Below are 18,336 nucleotides of genomic sequence, written 5' to 3'. Positions count from 1 at the left end.
AATGTCCTGCTCCCAGAAGAAAGGAGGCGAACGGATGGAAGCGGAAGACAACAAGCAATTGGATATTTATGATCCAGTCGGGGAGTTGCCCCATGTAGGACCGAAGAGGGTTGAGGCGCTGCATTCGTTGGGCATTGATACGATCTATGATCTGATCACACACTTTCCTTTCCGTTATGAGGACATAAAAGTCAAAACATTGGACGAAATCGAAGATTCGGACAAAGTGACGCTGAAAGGACAAGTCGTGACGGCTCCGGTCGTCCACCATTACGGTTTTAAAAAAAGCAGGCTATCATTCAAATTAGCCATCGAAGATGCCATCATATCGGTTACCTTCTTTAATCAGCCTTACCTGAAACAAAAAATCATGCTTGAGGATGAGGTTGCGATTTTCGGTAAATGGGAACGCGCACGCCAAACTTTGGCAGGGATGAAGATCCTCGGCAGTTCGAACGGACAGGATGATTATGCCGCCATTTATCATGTCAACAAGACGATCAAACAGCAGACCATCCTGAATCTGATCAAACAGGCGATCGAACTTTATTCCTCGGTCATTCCCGAGATACTTCCGCAGCATTTGCAGCAGACTTATCACCTGATGACCCACAGGGAAGCCATCCGGGCGATGCACTTTCCCAAAAATGATGAAGAATCCGAGCAAGCGAGACGGCAAATCATCTATCAAGAGTTTTTCCTTTACCAAGTGCGCCTGCAGATGCTGCAGCGGAGCCGCAAAACGAATAACCGAGGCATTCCGATCCTTTATGACGTGGACAAACTCAAGGGATTCATAGCGACTTTGCCGTTCGAACTTACGGATGGGCAAAAGAAGGTCGTCAACGAAATATGCCGGGATCTGCGCAAACCTTATGAAATGAACCGTCTGTTGCAAGGGGATGTCGGCAGCGGCAAGACGATCGTAGCGGTAATCGCCCTGATGGCTACCGTCCTGGGCGGATACCAAGGGGCTTTCATGGTTCCCACTGAGATTTTGGCGGAACAGCATTATCGCACCTTGCAGAGTCTGTTCGAATATACTGATGTCTCCGTTGCCCTGCTTACCGGCAGCACGAAGGCAAAGGACCGAAAAGAATTGTTGAACCGGCTTGCATCAGGGGACTTGCATATCCTCATCGGGACGCACGCACTGATCCAAGAAGATGTCGTTTTTGCCGACCTGGGCCTGGTCATCACCGATGAGCAGCACCGTTTCGGTGTCCAGCAAAGGCACAAGCTGAATGAAAAAGGGAACAACCCGAATGTTTTGTATATGACTGCTACGCCGATCCCGAGGACGTTGGCGATAACCACGATGGGCGAAATGGATGTTTCAGTGCTTGACCAGATGCCTGACGGCAGAAAACCGATCAAAACGATCTGGAACAAATCGGACAAGATCGAAAATGTACTTGAGTTCATTCGAAAACAGATGGATAATGGACAACAGGCGTACATCATCACGCCTCTGATCGAGAAATCCGAATCGCTGGATGTCAAGAATGCGGAAGATGTGCATCAAGCCGTGACGGCCTATTACAAAGGAACGTACCAAATCGGTCTGTTGCACGGCCGTCTCAAGTCCGAAGAAAAGGATCAGATCATGCGCAGTTTCCAAAACAACGAGCTGCAGATCCTGGTATCGACAACAGTCATCGAGGTCGGCCTGAACGTGCCGAATGCGACAGTGATGGTCATCCAAGATGCCGACCGATTCGGATTATCGCAACTCCACCAATTGCGTGGTCGAGTGGGCCGGGGAGACAAAGAATCCTATTGCGTGTTGGTTGCCGATCCGAAAACCGATAACGGCAAGGAGCGCATGCGCATCATGGTGGAGTCGACTGACGGTTTCTACCTGAGCCAACGGGATTTGGAACTGCGCGGACCGGGTGATCTTTTCGGAAACAAACAATCAGGCTTGCCCGATTTCAAATCCGGAGATATTGTACGTGATGCCGTCATCCTGGATATTGCGCATAATGACGCTATCCAAATCACACGCGAACCAGACTTTGAAAGCAATCCAAACTACTTAAGTTTGCGGGAAGCAGTCGAACGCGAAAAAGAGAAGTTGAAGAGACTACAGTGAAACTAACAAAAGTGAGGTATACGATTTATGAAAATCGCTGTCGATGCGATGGGCGGGGATTTTGCGCCCCAAGCAATAGTAGAGGGCATTTTAATGGCCAGCAAAGAATTTAATGATCTGGAGTTTTTGCTTTTTGGTGACGAAGCCAAAATACGTAAGGCTTTAGGGGATCAATATGCCGAAGGTGGAAAAATCACAATCGTGCATACGACCGAAAAGATCGAGAGCGATGACGAACCCGTCAAAGCAATCCGTAGAAAAAAACAAGCTTCGATGGTGCTTGCTGCTCAAGCAGTCAAGAACAAGGAGGCCGACGCTTTATTTTCGGCAGGGAATACCGGTGCGCTTTTGGCAGCTGGATTATTGATCATCGGCCGCATCAAAGGGATCGACAGACCTGGCTTGATGCCGATTCTGCCAGTCATCGGGAAAGAAAATGGACAATTCCTGTTGATGGATGCTGGCGCAAACGCTGACTGCAAACCGGAGAATATCTACCAGTTCGGCCTTTTGGGCTCGTATTATGCCAAGTTTGTGCAAGGCATCGAAAATCCAAGAATCGCTTTGTTGAACAATGGTGCCGAAGCAACGAAGGGCAGCGAACTATCCAAAAAAGCCTATGTATTGTTGGAAGAGGACTCTGAACTCAATTTCACAGGTAATATCGAGGCACGGGAAATTTTGCTTGGCGCTGCGGATGTTGTCGTGACGGACGGATTTACAGGGAATGCAGTTCTAAAAACAATGGAAGGTACGGCAATGTCCTTGCTGAAGTTGATCAAAACCCAATTGCTTTCAGGCGGTCTGAAGACTAAAATCGGCGGTATGCTGATCAAGGATTCCTTTTCGGAGATCAAAGATACGATGGATTATTCGAAGCACGGAGGAGCTGTGCTGTTCGGATTGCGGGCGCCTGTCGTCAAGACACATGGATCTGCGGACAAAGTCGCTGTCTACCACACAGTGAAACAGATCCGCAAAATCATCAGTTCCCACGTCATTGATGATGTCGTGAAGCACTTTGATGAAATGAATGACAAGTCCGTAAAAGAAATCCAGCCAAAATAAAAAAATATAGACAAAAGATTAGCATATGGGTAGAATAGATGTGAGCCTTTACAAAATATTTCCAGTAAATATGATGTAATTGGTTATGGAACGATAATGGAGGTGTAACGCTTGGCAGATACAACTACTTTTGAGCGAGTAGCCAAGATGGTTATTGAACGATTCGGTGTCGATGAAGCAAAGGTTACGAGAGAGTTGACTTTCCAAAACGACCTTGGAGCAGACTCATTGGATATTGTTGAACTAGTTATGGAGCTGGAAGATGTCTTTGCTGTGCAGATTTCCGATGAAGATGCTGAGAAGATAATCACAGTAGGGGATGCAGTTGACTACATCGATTCTCAAAAATAAGGATCGCAATAATTTAACGACAAAAGCAACATTGACGGTTCTCCAATGCCAATGTTGCTTTTTTTTCAGGCCAAGATGGGTGATTATGGCAGAAGTATGAAATGAATTAAAAATGGATGAAATGGCGGTTGTTTTTGGATGTGCTTAAACGTATAATGTTAGAAGATATTTCCTCAAGTTTGTTATATAGGTATGAGAGGGGGCGCACGATGGGAAATGGAAGACCTTTGTTGGAGATAAATGCTTTGCATACTGCATTCCATATGCAGGATAACTATTATGATGCAGTCGACGATGTTTCCTTCAGTCTGGAAAAAAATGAAATTTTAGCGATTGTAGGAGAGTCCGGCTGCGGGAAAAGTACCCTCGCAACAACGATTGTAGGACTCCATAATAAGGTGAATACGCGGATTTCGGGAGAGATCATCTATCAGAACCTGAATCTCATCGATCTGAATGAGACGCTCTATAACCGCATAAGAGGAAACGACATCGGGATGATTTTTCAAGATCCTCTATCGGCCCTCAATCCTTTGATGACGGTGAGCGAACAGATAGAAGAAGTGCTGCTTTATCATTCCAAGATGACAAAAGAGGAGCGTGAGCTGCGTGTGTGCGAACTATTGACCCAAGTTAAGGTGGATGATCCGAACGCAACGGCCGCTCGCTACCCGCATGAGCTGTCTTGGGAAGCGCGCCAGCGGGTTGGAATCGCCATCGCAATTGCTTGTGAGCCTCCAATCATCATCGCAGATGAACCGACGACTTCTTTGGATGTAACTGTGCAAGCTCGAATATTGGATTTATTGAGCGAGGTGGGGGACGAAACGGGTGCCGGAATCATCTTGATTACCCATGATTTGGGTGTCGTAGCCGAGATTGCGGATAGGGTCGCTGTCATGTACGCAGGGCAAATTGTTGAATCGGCCGGTGTTGTCGATCTTTTTACGGATCCAAAGCATCCTTATACCCGATCTTTGTTGCGCTCGATGCCGCAAATGAACGAGACGTGCGATCCGGATGCTGGAGAACTCTATGTGATCCAAGGGGATGTTCCATCTTTGCAACAGTTGCCAAAAAAGGGCTGCCGTTTTGCCGAGCGAATTCCTTGGGTCCCGTTTTCTGCACATGAGGAGTCACCAAAAATGCATGAGGTTTCCAAAGGTCATTTTGTCAGATGCACGTGCCATGAGTCCTTCCAGTTTGAAGGGGAGAGTGATTAAGATGGGACACTTGGAAATCAAAAATTTGAAGGTTCATTACCCGATCAAGAGCGACTTCTTATTCAAGAAAAAGAGCCTTGCAGCAGTTGACGGCATTAGTCTGTTGATGGAAGAAGGGAAAAATTACGGTTTAGTGGGGGAATCAGGGTCCGGCAAGTCCACAGTCGGAAGAGCGATTGTCGGGTTGGAGCGAATCACTGCCGGTCAAATCATTTATGAAGGCATTGACGTGACCGCTGCAATAAGAAAAAGAAAATCGCCCCACAAACGAAATATCCAGATGATTTTTCAGGATTCGAGTGCGAGCTTGAACCCCAAAAAATCAATCGGACAAATCATTTCCGAACCTTTGCATAATTTTGAGCAGTTTTCCCTGCAGGAGGAGAAGAAACGGGTCCTGGAACTACTGGAAATGGTAGGGTTGCCGGAAGATGCACTGCAAAGGTATCCTCACGAATTCACCGGGGGTCAAAGACAACGCATTGCGTTGGCGCGAGCGGTTGCGCTGCGGCCAAAATTTGTCATAGCTGATGAACCCATTTCAGTATTGGACCTGTCCGTTCAGGCGCAAGTGCTGAATTACATGAAACGCATCCAGGAAGAGTACAAACTCAGTTATCTTTTCATTTCCCATGACCTTGGCGTCGTGAAACAGATGTGTGATGAGTTGGCAATCATGTACCGAGGAAGGTTCGTGGAATACGGAGACAAGCAAGACATCTATCGAAATCCTCAACATATCTATACGAAAAGACTCCTTTCCGCAATTCCGAATTTGGATCCAGGCAATCGGGAGTTACATAAGCGTCTACGGCGGGAAATAGAATCAGAATACGAACAAAGTATGGCGAGCTATCTGGCAAAGGACGGTCGTATCAGCGACTTGGTCCCATTTTCGGAAACGCATCGGGTTGCCGTTAAACCATCGAAGGGGGAGTGGTAGCCATGTGGAACAAAATTCTGAGACGCTCCTTGCTTATCATTCCGCAATTGCTGGCGTTCAGCTTGTTGGTGTTTGCGTTGGCACAATGGATGCCAGGAGATCCGTTGACTGGGCGCATCATTCAGGGGATGGATCAGGGCAGCATGACCGCAACTCTGGGTAACTCTTGGTATGTTCGTTATCTGCAGTGGATCGGGAATATGCTCAACGGGGATTTTGGCCTCAGTTATACCTACTTGATGCCTGTGGAAGTTCTGATAGGCGCGCGGCTGAGTAACACACTTTTTTTAGCAACGGTCTCTCTTTTGTTGTCTTACTTGATCGCAGTTCCGCTTGGCATTTATGCAGGACGTTTTAATGACTCCATGGGTGATAAAGTCATTCGGTTATTGAACAGCATCAGTTTTGCCTTGCCCATTTTTATTGTAGCCTTGGTGTTGGTTTGGCTTTTTGGATTCAAGTTGGAATTATTTCCGACGCGGGGGATGCCGTTGTTGCCGGAATCTCAGAGTGCGATTGTCTCTATTTGGAACAGGCTCCATCACGTAGTCTTGCCGGCATTGACTTTTGCTCTCTCGGCATCCGCAGGCAACATCCAACGGTTAAGATCAGGCATAATCGAAGCCAAACAAGAAGATTATGTACTGACAGCCCGCTCGAAAGGCGTTCCGGAGAGCATGGTTTATCGGAGGCACATTTTTAGGAAAGCAAGTATGCCGGTAACGTCTTTGTTCGGCTATGACATTACCGGTTTCATTGGAAGCAGTATTTTTATCGAATACATCTTCTCCTACCCGGGGATTGGCCGATTGTTCATCAGTTCTTTAGAAGCACGCGATTTCAGCGTCATCGTCGTCCTGTTGCTGATTTATGGGCTGGCGGCTTTGATTGGCACCTTAGTATCTGACATCATTTTGACAATTGCGGATCCGCGCGTCAGGATGAGGCAGTAAAAGTATAAAGGGGGGATATATTGAATACAGAAGAAGAAAAGAAAGCAGGTAGAATGGAAGAGTTGAAGACGGAGATAGCCTCCTTTGCGGCAGGAGAGAACCGTTCGAGCCACGAAATGAATGACGAAACAAGGACGGTTGCCGACTTCCGCAGTATGCTGAAAGAATTCCGAAAAGACAAGTTGGCGGTCACTGCTTTGGGTGCGCTCGTTTTGCTCTTGCTACTGGTGTTTGTGGGATCCCTCTTTTTTGATGCGAGCCAAGTTATGCGGGTGGATCTATTGAACAGGTACGCTTCGCCGGGAAAAGGACATCTGTTGGGTACGGATGAAGCGGGACGGGATGTGCTGGGGCAGCTGTTGCTGGGAGCCCGCACCTCACTGATGGCGGGCACCGCTGTGACAGCCCTGAATGGATTCATCGGAATCGGATTGGGTCTGCTGTCCGGCTATTACGGCGGTTTATTGGATAGACTGCTCATGCGCTTTATAGATTTCATCATGGTACTCCCGGCAAGTGTGCTGGTTCTGGTGCTGATGACCACCTTATCGGAGTACAATCTCTTTACGTTCATTTTGCTAATGAGCGCATTCAGTTGGTCTGGGAAATCAAAGGTGTTTCGAAATCGAACGCGTTCTGAGACCAAACGTGACTATGTGCGGGCATCCAAAACAGCAGGAACAAACGACTTGCTGATCATGTTCCGTGAAATCTTGCCTAATTTTAGTTCACTTGTCATCATCAACACGACTATGTCATTGGCAAGGAATATCGGGATGGAAACAGGTTTGAGCTTTCTGGGATTTGGGTTACCATCAACGGTGCCAAGCCTTGGTAATTTATTGCGTTATGCAATCTCTCCGATCGTCTTTGAGAACTATTTATGGGTATGGTTACCAGCATCCACATTCATCTTTGCAATGTTGTTGTGCATCATTTATGTCGGACAGGCATTGCGGCGTGCGGCCGATGCTAAACAAATGCAAGCATAATAAGGAGGATGAGAATGCTTAATAAAATGATTGTATCGTTCTTCTTGGCTGCGTTGCTGGGCGGTTGCGGAAATGAGAACATTCTATCGGAAACGGATGGGAACGTGTCCGATTCATCCGTTGTCATACAGGAATTCGATACTGTCATGAACAACGACGATCCTGCCATCACCGGAGGAATGTTGAAATACGCGCTGGTTGCTGAATCTTCCTTCCAGGGTATATTCAACCCGGTTTTTTCTGAAGATTCTTATGACGAGGAACTAATGGGCTTTTCACATGAATCCATCTTTTCTTATGATGAGGATTTCCAGCTTACCCAGGCCGGCATGGCCACTTTTGTTGTAAATGAAAATTTAAAAACAGTGTCGATCACTTTGCAGGATAATCTGAAGTGGTCTGACGGGGCGGCACTCACGGTAGATGATATTCTTTATGCCTATGAAGTAATCGGGCATCCGGAATATCCCGGTTCTCTTTATGGAGAGGCCTTTGCGAATGTTCTGGGCATGACCGAGTATCATGAAGGTACGGCTGATGCGATCAGCGGAATCGAAGTTTTGGATGATACGCACCTCACCATTGCTTTTAAAGAATTGAATCCATCCATTTTTCAGGCCGGAGGAGCCTTATGGAGTCAACCGCTGCCGAGGCACCAAATTGAAAGTATCCCTGTTTCGAAAATGGCTGGCTCCGCTCAACTGCGTGAACAACCTGTTGGGACAGGTCCATTTCGGGTCAAAGAAATCGTTCCGGGAGAGTCGGTCCTTTTTGAAGCCAATGAATATTATTGGAAAGGGAAACCGAAGTTGGATCATATCCTCGTGGAAGTTGTGGGTTCGGCGACGATTGTATCCGAAATGGAAGCGGGGAATTATGACGTCGCAATCATGCCGACGAGTTCTTACGAAACCTATAAAGATTTTGATAATATAACCTTGCTGGGCAGAGAAGAATTGGCCACAACCTATATCGGGTTCAAATTAGGATCCCGAGATGTTGAAGCCGGCGACAACAGCCTGAATCTGAGTTCCAAAATGGCGGATGGGGCATTGCGGCAAGCGATGGCATATGCGCTGGATAACGAATTTGTCGCTGCGGTCCTTTTCGATGGGCTGCGGCAACCGGCAAACGGTATGATTCCATCCGTATTCGAAGGCGTCAGTGCTGATGAGGCGGTTGGCTTCAGTTATGATCCGGAGAAGGCTGCAAGTCTGTTGGATGAGGCTGGCTATCTGGACAATGACGGCGATGGTTTCCGGGAAACGCCGGAGGGAGAGCAACTCGAAATCAACTTTGCGGCAGTTTTAGAGGGAGATGCGGCTGAGACCGTTGTTGCTTACTATATCCAACAATGGCAAGAAATCGGTTTGAATGTCTCGCTCGCCACGGGTAGATTGATTGAATACCAGAAGTTTCATGATATGCTTGCCTCCGATGATTCGTCTATTGATGCCTATCAGGCAACTTGGGACATAGGCATGGATCCTAATCCGACCGAAATGTTCAGCGGCACAAGTGCTCTCAACTACACCCGCTGGTCCAGCGAAAAGAATGATTCTTTGGTGGATCAGCTCAACGTTGCGGGTGCTTTGGACGAAAATGCGCGGACGGGGATCTATCAAGAATGGCAAGCGTTGCTGTTCAAGGAAGCGCCTGTCATCCCGACTTTCTGGCGTACGCAGATTTTTGCCGTCAACAACCGCGTAAAGAACTTCAATATCCGTTATGGTGCAACCAGAGGATGGGAAACCATCGAACTGACATCAGAAGAACCAGTCCGGTGATGCGCGTTCCGTTTATTTACCAGAAATGAGGAAGAGGCCCGGACTTTTGTCCAGGCCTCTTTCTTCTGAAAACGGACAGACAGTTCCAGAACGAAATTTGCGTGCTTATGGCACGCATTTGTCGTATAATGAAAAAGGACTCTATTTTCAAAAGTACCTTGACAGCAAGGAGTCCAATCAAGGAAAGGAGGGAATGAATTGGAAAAAATAGTCAAACAAATAGCAACTGATTTCTCCATTGTTTTCAGGAACGAGAAACTTTTGCATGAAGCATTTACCCATTCATCTTATGTGAATGAGCATCGTCATCTGGCATTGCAGGACAATGAGCGATTGGAATTTCTGGGAGACGCGGTCCTGGAAGTCATCATCTCCGATTATTTGTTTCATACTTATGACACGTGGCATGAAGGCAAAATGACCCGTCTGCGGGCGCAAATCGTCTGCGAACCTAGTTTATCTGCTTTCGCGAAGGATTGTCACTTCGACTCTTATATCCGTTTGGGTAAAGGGGAAGAGAATATGGGCGGAAGGCAACGACCAGCGTTGCTGTGCGATGTATTCGAAGCGTTCATTGGGGCCGTTTACCTTGATCAAGGAATCGAAGCCGCCAGAAAGTTCATTAGCCAAGTCATGATCACCAAGTTAAACGAGGATGCTTTTTCACATGTGATGGATTATAAGACCGGCCTCCAAGAAGAACTACAAAAAAACGGGGATGTGGATATCCAATATATTCTTCTGAGTGAAGACGGGCCCGCACATGCAAAACAGTTCGATGTGGAAGTGCGGGCATTCGGAAAAGTGATGGGTCAAGGTCAAGGCCCTAGCAAAAAAGCAGCTGAACAAAAAGCGGCACAAAACGCTTTGGAATCTCTAAAAAAATGAAAAGCAAGTTTCACCGGAAAGGATGTTTTCTTTGCATCTTGAAAGAATAGAAATGTCGGGTTTCAAATCATTCGCCGACAAAACCGTAATCGAATTTGATGAAGGTGTGACAGCGGTAGTAGGACCGAACGGAAGCGGCAAAAGCAACCTTTCTGAAGCTGTCCGTTGGGTATTGGGGGAACAATCCGCAAAAAATCTGCGCGGCAAAAAAATGGATGATATCGTGTTTGCCGGGTCGCAGACACGCAAGCCTGTCAACATTGCCGAAGTTACCCTCATCCTGAACAACGAGGACGGATTTCTGCCGCTGGAATTCAGCGAAGTAAGCATCACCAGAAGATACAACCGCAATGGCGACAGTGACTGTTTCATCAATAAAAAGCCATGCCGATTGAAAGACATAACGGAATTATTGATGGATTCAGGCATCGGAAAAGATTCTTTTTCCATGATTTCGCAAGGGAAAGTGGAACAGATTTTTCAGAACAAACCTGAGGATAGAAGAGTCATATTCGAAGAGGCTGCCGGAGTAGCCAGATACAAGAATCGTAAAACGAGTGCTGAACGAAAGCTGTCCCAAACGGAAGAACATCTGAATCGGGTTGAGGACATCCTGCATGAAATCAACAGCCAACTCGCTCCTTTGGAAATCCAAAGAAAAACAGCTTTGGATTTCCAGGAGAAAAAAACGTTATTAAGCGAGATCGAAATTGCTTTGACCGCTTCTGAAATTGAGAGGCTGAATGCGCAGTGGCAAATGAGCAAACGCGAGCTGGCTGATTATGACCGAAAAATCAGCATGGAAGAACAATCGCTTGCGGTCACGCAGGCTGCCTTGAAGAAACTCAAGCAAAAGCTGGATGCTTGCGACGAACAGTTGGAAACACTGCAGACCGGCTACGTAACAGTCATCCAGAAATTGGAACAGCTGGAAGGTCAAAAGCAGATTTTCCAGCAACGGGCAATGTACTCATCTAAAAATCAAGAAGAGCAAGCCCAAATCATCGCTGAAAAAGAGGCACTGATCAAGACCGAAAAAGCCAATCTGGCAGCTTTACGGACTGAACTTGCGGCGAAAGTGGAAGTAAGGAAAAATCTCTCTGAAAAAAGAGCGAGCCTTTCCGAAAAGGAAGCACAGCTGACGCAAAATAAGGCGGAGCTTGTCCAACAACTCCGGAATGATTACATCAACAAGCTGCAGGAACAATCCAGCAACCGCAACACAACCGTCCATCTTGAAAAAGAAATGACGCTCGCAACCGAACAAGAGCACCGTTTCCTTTCGAAAGGCGACGAACTCAGGAAGCATCTGCGCCAACTAAAAGCGAAACAGCAAGCGTTGAATGAGGAATACGTCACGTTTGTTGAAGAGAACGCCAATCTGGAATCGGAACTGCAGGACTGCAAACAGAATAGCTTCCAGCTCGTATCCAAACTCCAACAACTGAATGCGGAGTTGGATACCGTAACCCGGAATCTGCAGCAGGCGGAAGCAAGGCGTGAGAGCCAGCAGGAGTTGGACGACAGCTATGCCAGTTATTATCAAGGCGTAAAGGAAATGCTGCGGAGAAGGGAAAGTGTTCCGGGTATCCGTGGTCCCGTCGCCGAATTGATCCAAGTTCCAGAAAAATACACCTTGGCCATAGAAATTGCACTGGGAGCCACTATGCAGCACATCGTAGTAGCCGATGAACGCACTGCATCACAGTGTATCGGCATTCTGAAAGCCCAACACTTAGGGCGCGCCACTTTTCTGCCGATGACAGTCATCCAGGGCAAGTCCTTGCCCGCGTCTGTGCGGGCAACATTAGAAGCCAGCCCCGGATATATCGGCATCGCGAATGAGCTGATCTGTCATGAGGAAATGTACAAAGCGATCGTCAGCAGTCTGTTGGGGACAACGATCGTAGCGTCAAATATCCAGGACGGCCTTCAGATTTCCAAAAAATTGCAGAGCCGTTATCGGATCGTAACCCTGGAAGGGGATGTCATCCATGCCGGTGGATCGATGACGGGTGGCGCGACGAGGCGTCAACAAGAAGCGTCCTTATTGGCCCGCAAAAATAATCTGAATAAGCTGACCGAATACGTGCAACAGCTGTCCGTACAATACAATCAGCTGAAACGGGAGCAAGAAAAATGGTCGCTGCAGCAACAAAGCTTGCGGGAACAATTAGATGACAAACGCCAAAAAGCGACAATCAAACAGTTTGAACTGCAGCAAAGGGAATCTTCCCTGCAGCAAGTGACAGCCGAAATTGCGACGAAAGAAAAAGAATCGGCTGCGCATGAATATGAAAAGCGCATGTTTTATGAAGAGCAAGAAGATAGACAAACGCGATTGGCTCAAGCCCAAAAAAATTTGCTTATCCTTAACAAAGAAATCGATCAGCTTCAAAAGGATATAGCGGAATCCAGCTTGAATGAAGAGGAACGCTTGAAACTGCTGCAGGACGTTCAGGTGAACCGCCAGCAAGCAGATCAGGAGCTTGCTGTCCTGCAAGAGCAGGAAAAGCAATTGCGGCGTGATGTGAAACAGTCGACCGAACGCATCCAAACGGAACAGGAAGCCATCAGCTCATTGAAGGGCAAACAAGATCAAGTCGCTAAGCTGGCCGATACGGAGACGCTCACCATCCAAGAGATCACAACGCAGCTGAAGTCCGCCAGTGCAAAAAAAGAGCGATTCGATGCAGAATTAAGACAATTACGGGAGCAAAAAAAACAAACCGAACAAAATCGTGCTCTTCAGGAAACCGAACAGAACGAAAAAAATAAAAACCTCCAAAAACTATGGAGTGAGCACGCCAAACTGGAGACAAACGCTGGACGCTACGAAATCGCCATCGACCACCACCTTGCGCACTTGAGCGAGGAGTACGGTCTCAGCTTCGAAGCTGCGAAACAAGACCATCACTTGACCCAAGAGCCCGAAGAGGCAGCCCGACAAGTTAAAAAGCTGAAAAAAGACATCGAGGAGTTGGGTCCGATCAATATGGGGGCGATTGAGGAATATGATCGCATTTCCGAAAGATTCATTTTCCTTTCGGAACAGCAAACGGATCTGCTTTCTGCCCGAGGGAATCTCCTGAATACGATGAACGAAATGGACGATGAAGTCCGGTTGCGTTTCAAGGAGACTTTCATCCAGATCAAAAAGCAATTCGAAAAAACCTTCCCGAAATTATTCGGCGGCGGCAAAGCGACGTTGGAGTTGACTGATCCGAACGACCTGTTGGAAACTGGAATTGAAATTGTAGCGCAACCGCCAGGCAAAAAACTTCAGCAACTCAGTCTGCTCTCAGGAGGGGAAAAAGCCTTTACCGCGATCGCACTCTTGTTCGCCATCATCGAGGTCAAACCGGTACCATTCTGTATTTTGGATGAAGTGGAGGCTGCCTTGGATGAAGCGAATGTGTCCCGTTTCGGGAAATACTTGGCGGCATCCACCGAATTGACCCAGTTCATCGTGATCACCCACCGCAAAGGCACGATGGAAGAAGCGGATGCATTGTACGGTGTGACCATGCAGGACTCCGGCGTATCCCGCTTGGCATCGGTAAAATTTGAAGATTACGAAGACATAGGTTAAGGGGATGAAGATAAATGATTAAATTGATAGCACTTGACTTGGATGGCACATTGCTGAATCCTGACAAAAAAATCAGTGAAGCGAACAAACTAGCAATCCATCGTGCCAGGGAAGCAGGCGTGAAAATCGTCCTTTGTACCGGACGCCCACTCATGGGCATCAAAGCTTACGTGGACGAACTGGACTTGCTTCAAGCAGAAGATTACTCGATCACTTATAACGGCGGCTTGGTTCAAAAAAATAAAACATCGGAAATCATTTCCCAAAAAGTGCTGAACTACGGTCAAATCGTGGAACTCTATGATCTAAGCAAGGAACTGAACATCCCGATGAACATGCTGGATCTGGAATTCGTATACGAACCGGAATACCCGCAAGGCAGGGAGTCCTTGTACAAGAGCCTGCAGAGTTCAAGCTTGCCGTTCGTTGAGAAGAAAATCGAAGACTTTCAGGAACAGGATGCGTTCAATAAAGTAGTTTTTTGCATCGCACCTGCTGTACTGGATGAAGCAATCGCGAAGATACCGGCGTACTTCTACAGCAAGTATTCGATGATGAAATCGCGCCCGCTTCTGTTTGAAGTCATGCATCCTGAAGTTGATAAAGGCAACGGTATCGCAGCTTTATGCGATCATCTTGGAATCACTGCCGATGAGGTCATGGCTTGCGGAGATGAAGAGAACGATTTGGCGATGCTGGATTTTGCGGGTGTAAGCGTCGCGATGGGCAACGCACCAGATAAAATCAAGGAACGGGCTAGTTTTATCACGAAAACAAACGGGGAAGATGGCGTTGCACACGCCATCGAAACGTTCGTCTTTGCGTAATTTCAGACTGGCATAAGAGAGGAAGTGTTCAAATGGGATTATTCGATCGAATAAAGCGCGCATTTACAGGTGAAGATGTTGTTCAGACACCGGTAACTGAAGAAAATAAGATTGTCATCGATAAATTCGATAAAGGCATGGAAAAGACACGCAAAAGCTTTTCAGAGAAGATGAATGAACTATTCGCCGGTTTCCGGGAAGTAGATGAAGAGTTTTTTGACGATTTGGAGGAAACGCTGATTTCCGCAGACGTCGGGTTTGATATGACGTTGGCACTATCGGATGTACTGCGTGATGAAGTCAAGATGAAGAACGTGCGCACGGGAGAACAAGTGAAGAATGTCATCATCGAAAAAATGGTCGAAATCTATGAAAAAGGCCAGACGGAATTGCCTACCATCAAAATAAATGAAAATGGGCCCACCGTCATTCTTTTTGTGGGCGTAAACGGAGTGGGGAAAACGACTACCATCGGAAAATATGCTTACCAGTTGAAGAACCAAGGGAACAGCGTCTTGTTGGCGGCCGGGGATACTTTCCGAGCCGGAGCTATCGAACAGCTGGAGGTTTGGGGGCAACGTGTAGGCGTGCCGGTTGTGACAAGCGATGCAAAAAGCGATCCGGCTTCCGTCGTATATGATGCCCTGAAGCAAGCCAAAGAAGAAAATTATGACTACCTGTTGATCGATACGGCAGGAAGACTCCAGAACAAAGTGAACCTGATGAAGGAATTGGAGAAAATCAATCGGATCATCGCAAGAGAAATACCCGGCGGCGCAACCGAAACATTGTTAGTGTTGGATGCCACGACCGGTCAGAACGCTTTGATACAAGCGAAGCAATTCAAGGAGACGACCGATGTCACCGGTCTGATTCTGACGAAATTGGACGGAACGGCGAAAGGCGGGGTCATCCTGGCGATTCGTCAAGAAATGGATATCCCCGTCAAATTCGTCGGGTTGGGTGAAGGCCTGGATGATCTGCAGCCCTTTGATCCGGAGCAGTATATTTACGGATTGGTAAAGGATCTGCTTGAGAAAAAATAAGGAAATAGATCGTCCTGCCTCGTAAGGCACGTTTCATAGTAAGTGCCGACAGAAGCATGGTCAGGCCGGCAATCGCATCGGGATTGCCGGCCTGATTTTGCTTTTTGTTGTGGTGACACTGCTTCAGTGCAATTTATGGTTGACTAAGCTTGGCAAAATCGGTAATGTAATGAAGTGTAAAGATTTTTTCTTGACAATCCGTACGAGAAGGAAGGTATTCTGATGGAACTGGAAAAAACCAATAATATGAATACTCTTTATGAATTCTATAATGTCCTGTTGACAAACAAACAGAAAGGCTATCTTTCTTTGTATTATGGTGATGACTATTCGTTGGGCGAAATCGCTGAAGAGTTCGAGGTCAGCCGGCAGGCAGTGTACGACAACATCAAGCGCACCGAAAAGATTCTGATGGATTATGAACAGAAGTTGAAGCTGGCGCAAAACTATAGACTCCGGAATAAAAAGTTGGATGAATTGGCGAATTACGCCGAAGAAAAATATCCCGACGACAGATCCTTGCAAAGGCTGATCGCAAATCTGGAAGAACTGGATGACAAAGATGAATAAACAGTAAGGAAGTGGAAAATATGGCATTTGAAGGATTGTCCGAGCGTCTCCAAGGCGCGATGACCAAAATCGGCAAAAAAGGCAAGATTACGGAAGCCGATCTTAAGGAAATGATGCGTGAAGTACGTCTGGCTTTACTGGAAGCCGACGTGAATTTTAAAGTAGTAAAAGATTTCGTCAAAAAAGTGAATGAGCGAGCGTTGGGCTCTGATGTGCTCGAGTCACTTTCACCGACACAACAAGTCATCAAAATCGTCAACGAAGAGTTGACGGAATTGATGGGTGGGCAGCAGGAACCGTTCCAATTTTCTGCTAAACCTCCAACCGTCGTGATGATGGTCGGCTTGCAGGGTGCAGGTAAAACCACAACTGCCGGAAAGCTTGCCAACTACATGAAGAAAAAAGAAAATAAGCGCCCGATGCTGGTAGCAGCCGACGTTTATCGCCCGGCAGCGATCAATCAATTGCAGACTTTAGGCAAACAATTGGATTTCCCGGTTTATGCGTTGGGAGCGGAAGCGAATCCGGTCGATATTGCGAAGCAGGCCGTTGAACAAGCCAAACTCGATGGCCGCGATCTGGTAATCATCGATACGGCGGGACGTTTGCACGTGGATGAAGTATTGATGACAGAGTTGAAGAACATCAAAGCTGCCGTCAATCCTACCGAGATCCTATTTACCGTGGATGCGATGACGGGGCAAGATGCCGTCAACGTAGCGAAATCTTTCAATGAACAGCTCGGCATAACCGGTGTCATTTTGACTAAATTGGATGGAGATACACGCGGGGGGGCTGCGCTGTCAATCCGATCGGTAACCGGAAAGCCAATCAAATTTACGGGTCAAGGTGAAAAGCTGGAAGATTTTGAACCATTCTACCCTGAACGCATGTCTTCCAGAATTTTGGGTATGGGCGATCTGATGACATTGATCGAACGCGCGCAACAAGATTTTGATGAGACGAAAGCAGCAGAAATGGCTGCAAAAATCCGCGAGAACACTTTCAATTTCAATGACTTCATCGAGCAGATGGATCAGGTCACCAACATGGGGCCGCTTGAGGACCTTCTGAAGATGATTCCGGGCATGAGCAATGTTCCCGGATTGGATCAAATGAAGATAGATCCGAAAGATGTAGCCCATATGAAGGCAATTGTACTTTCGATGACGCCCGCTGAACGCGAAAACCCTGAAATTCTTTCACAGAGCAGACGCAGACGGATCGCGAAAGGTTCTGCAAGATCATTGGCGGAAGTAAACCGTCTGATCAAGCAATTCAACGAATCCAGAGACATGATGAACAAGATGTCCAAAGGTAATTTTGCAGGTATGGAAGGCCTCCTAGGACAAGGCCCTAAAGGCAAAATGGGCAAGCTGGCCATGCAGCAAATGGCCAGACGGATGAACAAAAAGAAGAAAAAGAAAAAATAATGGAAAATTGTAAAATGAAATGCATAAGGAAATAAACAAAAAAATCATGTAGATACGATATACTTGTTAGCAACCAAACCAAAAGTATAAGGGGTATCTACATGACCAAAAATAATTGTATCACAGAAAAGCGCACCTTCAAACAACTTACTGACATCCAACGCGGAATGCTGGAACAGATGGCGAAAAGCGGCACCTATAAACAAGCTGAAATGGCGCGAGAATTAGGGGTCAGCCAACCCACTGTTTCTCGTGAGTTGAAACGCGGTAGAACGCGCCAGCTTGACTATAAGCGCAATTATTACGAGCAGTATATTGCCGCCTCAGGCGCACGGGTTTATAAAGAAAATCGTGAGAACTCGCATGCGCGGGATCATAATAAATATTCTGCGGCTTTCCTTGCTGCCTTACCTGAAAATCTAGCACCCAAGAAGGGGTTGCGGATTCATAGTGTGGATACTTTTGTACACTCTTATAGAAAGTTGCACCCTGACGAACGCGTACCATGCACGAAGACCGTTTACGCTTTGATAAATGCTGCCGTACTTCCAATCCGTAATATCGATTT

15 protein-coding genes are annotated in these 18,336 nt (G+C 46.9%); all 15 read left to right on the top strand.

The annotated features are described in order from the left end of the window. Positions 1–34 precede the first annotated feature (34 nt). Positions 35–2,095: an ATP-dependent DNA helicase RecG gene (gene recG / locus TES5_RS11560; RefSeq protein WP_068562152.1), complete on the top strand. Its 2,061-nt coding sequence runs from the start codon at positions 35–37 to the stop codon at positions 2,093–2,095. A gap of 27 nt (positions 2,096–2,122) precedes the next feature. Then, positions 2,123–3,163 (top strand): phosphate acyltransferase PlsX, encoded by a 1,041-nt coding sequence (gene plsX, locus TES5_RS11555; RefSeq protein WP_068562151.1) that lies wholly within the window; start codon positions 2,123–2,125, stop codon positions 3,161–3,163. Positions 3,164–3,274: 111 nt separating this feature from the next. Then, the gene (acpP, locus tag TES5_RS11550; RefSeq protein ID WP_068562150.1) at positions 3,275–3,514 is read left to right on the top strand and encodes an acyl carrier protein; all 240 of its coding nucleotides are present in this window, start codon (positions 3,275–3,277) and stop codon (positions 3,512–3,514) included. 209 nt (positions 3,515–3,723) lie between these two features. Beyond that, positions 3,724–4,737 (top strand): ABC transporter ATP-binding protein, encoded by a 1,014-nt coding sequence (locus TES5_RS11545; RefSeq protein ID WP_068562149.1) that lies wholly within the window; start codon positions 3,724–3,726, stop codon positions 4,735–4,737. 1 nt (position 4,738) lies between these two features. Further along, positions 4,739–5,680, top strand: coding sequence for an ATP-binding cassette domain-containing protein (locus tag TES5_RS11540; RefSeq protein WP_068562148.1), 942 nt, complete (start codon positions 4,739–4,741; stop codon positions 5,678–5,680). Between the two features lie 2 nt (positions 5,681–5,682). Next, positions 5,683–6,633 carry an ABC transporter permease gene (locus TES5_RS11535; RefSeq protein WP_068562147.1) on the top strand — a complete coding sequence of 317 codons (951 nt, stop codon included), beginning with the start codon at positions 5,683–5,685 and terminating at the stop codon, positions 6,631–6,633. Positions 6,634–6,749: 116 nt separating this feature from the next. Next, complete coding sequence (locus tag TES5_RS11530; protein ID WP_068562192.1) at positions 6,750–7,625, top strand: ABC transporter permease; 876 nt, start codon at positions 6,750–6,752, stop codon at positions 7,623–7,625. A gap of 14 nt (positions 7,626–7,639) precedes the next feature. Beyond that, the gene (locus tag TES5_RS11525; protein ID WP_178137843.1) at positions 7,640–9,412 is read left to right on the top strand and encodes an oligopeptide ABC transporter substrate-binding protein; all 1,773 of its coding nucleotides are present in this window, start codon (positions 7,640–7,642) and stop codon (positions 9,410–9,412) included. 198 nt (positions 9,413–9,610) lie between these two features. Next, complete coding sequence (rnc, locus tag TES5_RS11520; protein WP_068562145.1) at positions 9,611–10,300, top strand: ribonuclease III; 690 nt, start codon at positions 9,611–9,613, stop codon at positions 10,298–10,300. A 31-nt stretch (positions 10,301–10,331) separates the two neighbouring features. Next, positions 10,332–13,892, top strand: coding sequence for a chromosome segregation protein SMC (gene smc / locus TES5_RS11515; RefSeq protein WP_068562144.1), 3,561 nt, complete (start codon positions 10,332–10,334; stop codon positions 13,890–13,892). Between the two features lie 14 nt (positions 13,893–13,906). Further along, complete coding sequence (gene yidA / locus TES5_RS11510; RefSeq protein ID WP_068562143.1) at positions 13,907–14,719, top strand: sugar-phosphatase; 813 nt, start codon at positions 13,907–13,909, stop codon at positions 14,717–14,719. 32 nt (positions 14,720–14,751) lie between these two features. After that, positions 14,752–15,765 carry a signal recognition particle-docking protein FtsY gene (ftsY, locus tag TES5_RS11505; RefSeq protein ID WP_068562142.1) on the top strand — a complete coding sequence of 338 codons (1,014 nt, stop codon included), beginning with the start codon at positions 14,752–14,754 and terminating at the stop codon, positions 15,763–15,765. A gap of 222 nt (positions 15,766–15,987) precedes the next feature. Further along, complete coding sequence (locus TES5_RS11500; protein ID WP_068562141.1) at positions 15,988–16,335, top strand: putative DNA-binding protein; 348 nt, start codon at positions 15,988–15,990, stop codon at positions 16,333–16,335. Between the two features lie 20 nt (positions 16,336–16,355). Continuing rightward, positions 16,356–17,768, top strand: a complete 1,413-nt coding sequence (ffh, locus tag TES5_RS11495; RefSeq protein ID WP_068562140.1) for a signal recognition particle protein — start codon at positions 16,356–16,358, stop codon at positions 17,766–17,768. A 101-nt stretch (positions 17,769–17,869) separates the two neighbouring features. Then, on the top strand, positions 17,870–18,336 hold a 467-nt coding region (locus TES5_RS11490; protein ID WP_232309369.1), incomplete at its 3' end, for a helix-turn-helix domain-containing protein.

Source organism: Trichococcus sp. ES5, assembly GCF_900067165.1.
Lineage (GTDB): Bacteria > Bacillota > Bacilli > Lactobacillales > Aerococcaceae > Trichococcus > Trichococcus flocculiformis.
This window is presented reverse-complemented; position numbering and strand designations above follow the sequence as displayed.

What these genes read in the sequence shown, in the direction of transcription:
- recG (WP_068562152.1), top strand. Translation starts at nt 35, where the DNA reads ATGGAAGCGGAAGACAACAAGCAATTGGATATTTATGATCCAGTCGGG.
- plsX (WP_068562151.1), top strand. Translation starts at nt 2,123, where the DNA reads ATGAAAATCGCTGTCGATGCGATGGGCGGGGATTTTGCGCCCCAAGCA.
- TES5_RS11545 (WP_068562149.1), top strand. Translation starts at nt 3,724, where the DNA reads ATGGGAAATGGAAGACCTTTGTTGGAGATAAATGCTTTGCATACTGCA.
- TES5_RS11540 (WP_068562148.1), top strand. Translation starts at nt 4,739, where the DNA reads ATGGGACACTTGGAAATCAAAAATTTGAAGGTTCATTACCCGATCAAG.
- TES5_RS11535 (WP_068562147.1), top strand. Translation starts at nt 5,683, where the DNA reads ATGTGGAACAAAATTCTGAGACGCTCCTTGCTTATCATTCCGCAATTG.
- TES5_RS11530 (WP_068562192.1), top strand. Translation starts at nt 6,750, where the DNA reads ATGAATGACGAAACAAGGACGGTTGCCGACTTCCGCAGTATGCTGAAA.
- TES5_RS11525 (WP_178137843.1), top strand. Translation starts at nt 7,640, where the DNA reads ATGCTTAATAAAATGATTGTATCGTTCTTCTTGGCTGCGTTGCTGGGC.
- yidA (WP_068562143.1), top strand. Translation starts at nt 13,907, where the DNA reads ATGATTAAATTGATAGCACTTGACTTGGATGGCACATTGCTGAATCCT.
- ftsY (WP_068562142.1), top strand. Translation starts at nt 14,752, where the DNA reads ATGGGATTATTCGATCGAATAAAGCGCGCATTTACAGGTGAAGATGTT.
- TES5_RS11500 (WP_068562141.1), top strand. Translation starts at nt 15,988, where the DNA reads ATGGAACTGGAAAAAACCAATAATATGAATACTCTTTATGAATTCTAT.
- ffh (WP_068562140.1), top strand. Translation starts at nt 16,356, where the DNA reads ATGGCATTTGAAGGATTGTCCGAGCGTCTCCAAGGCGCGATGACCAAA.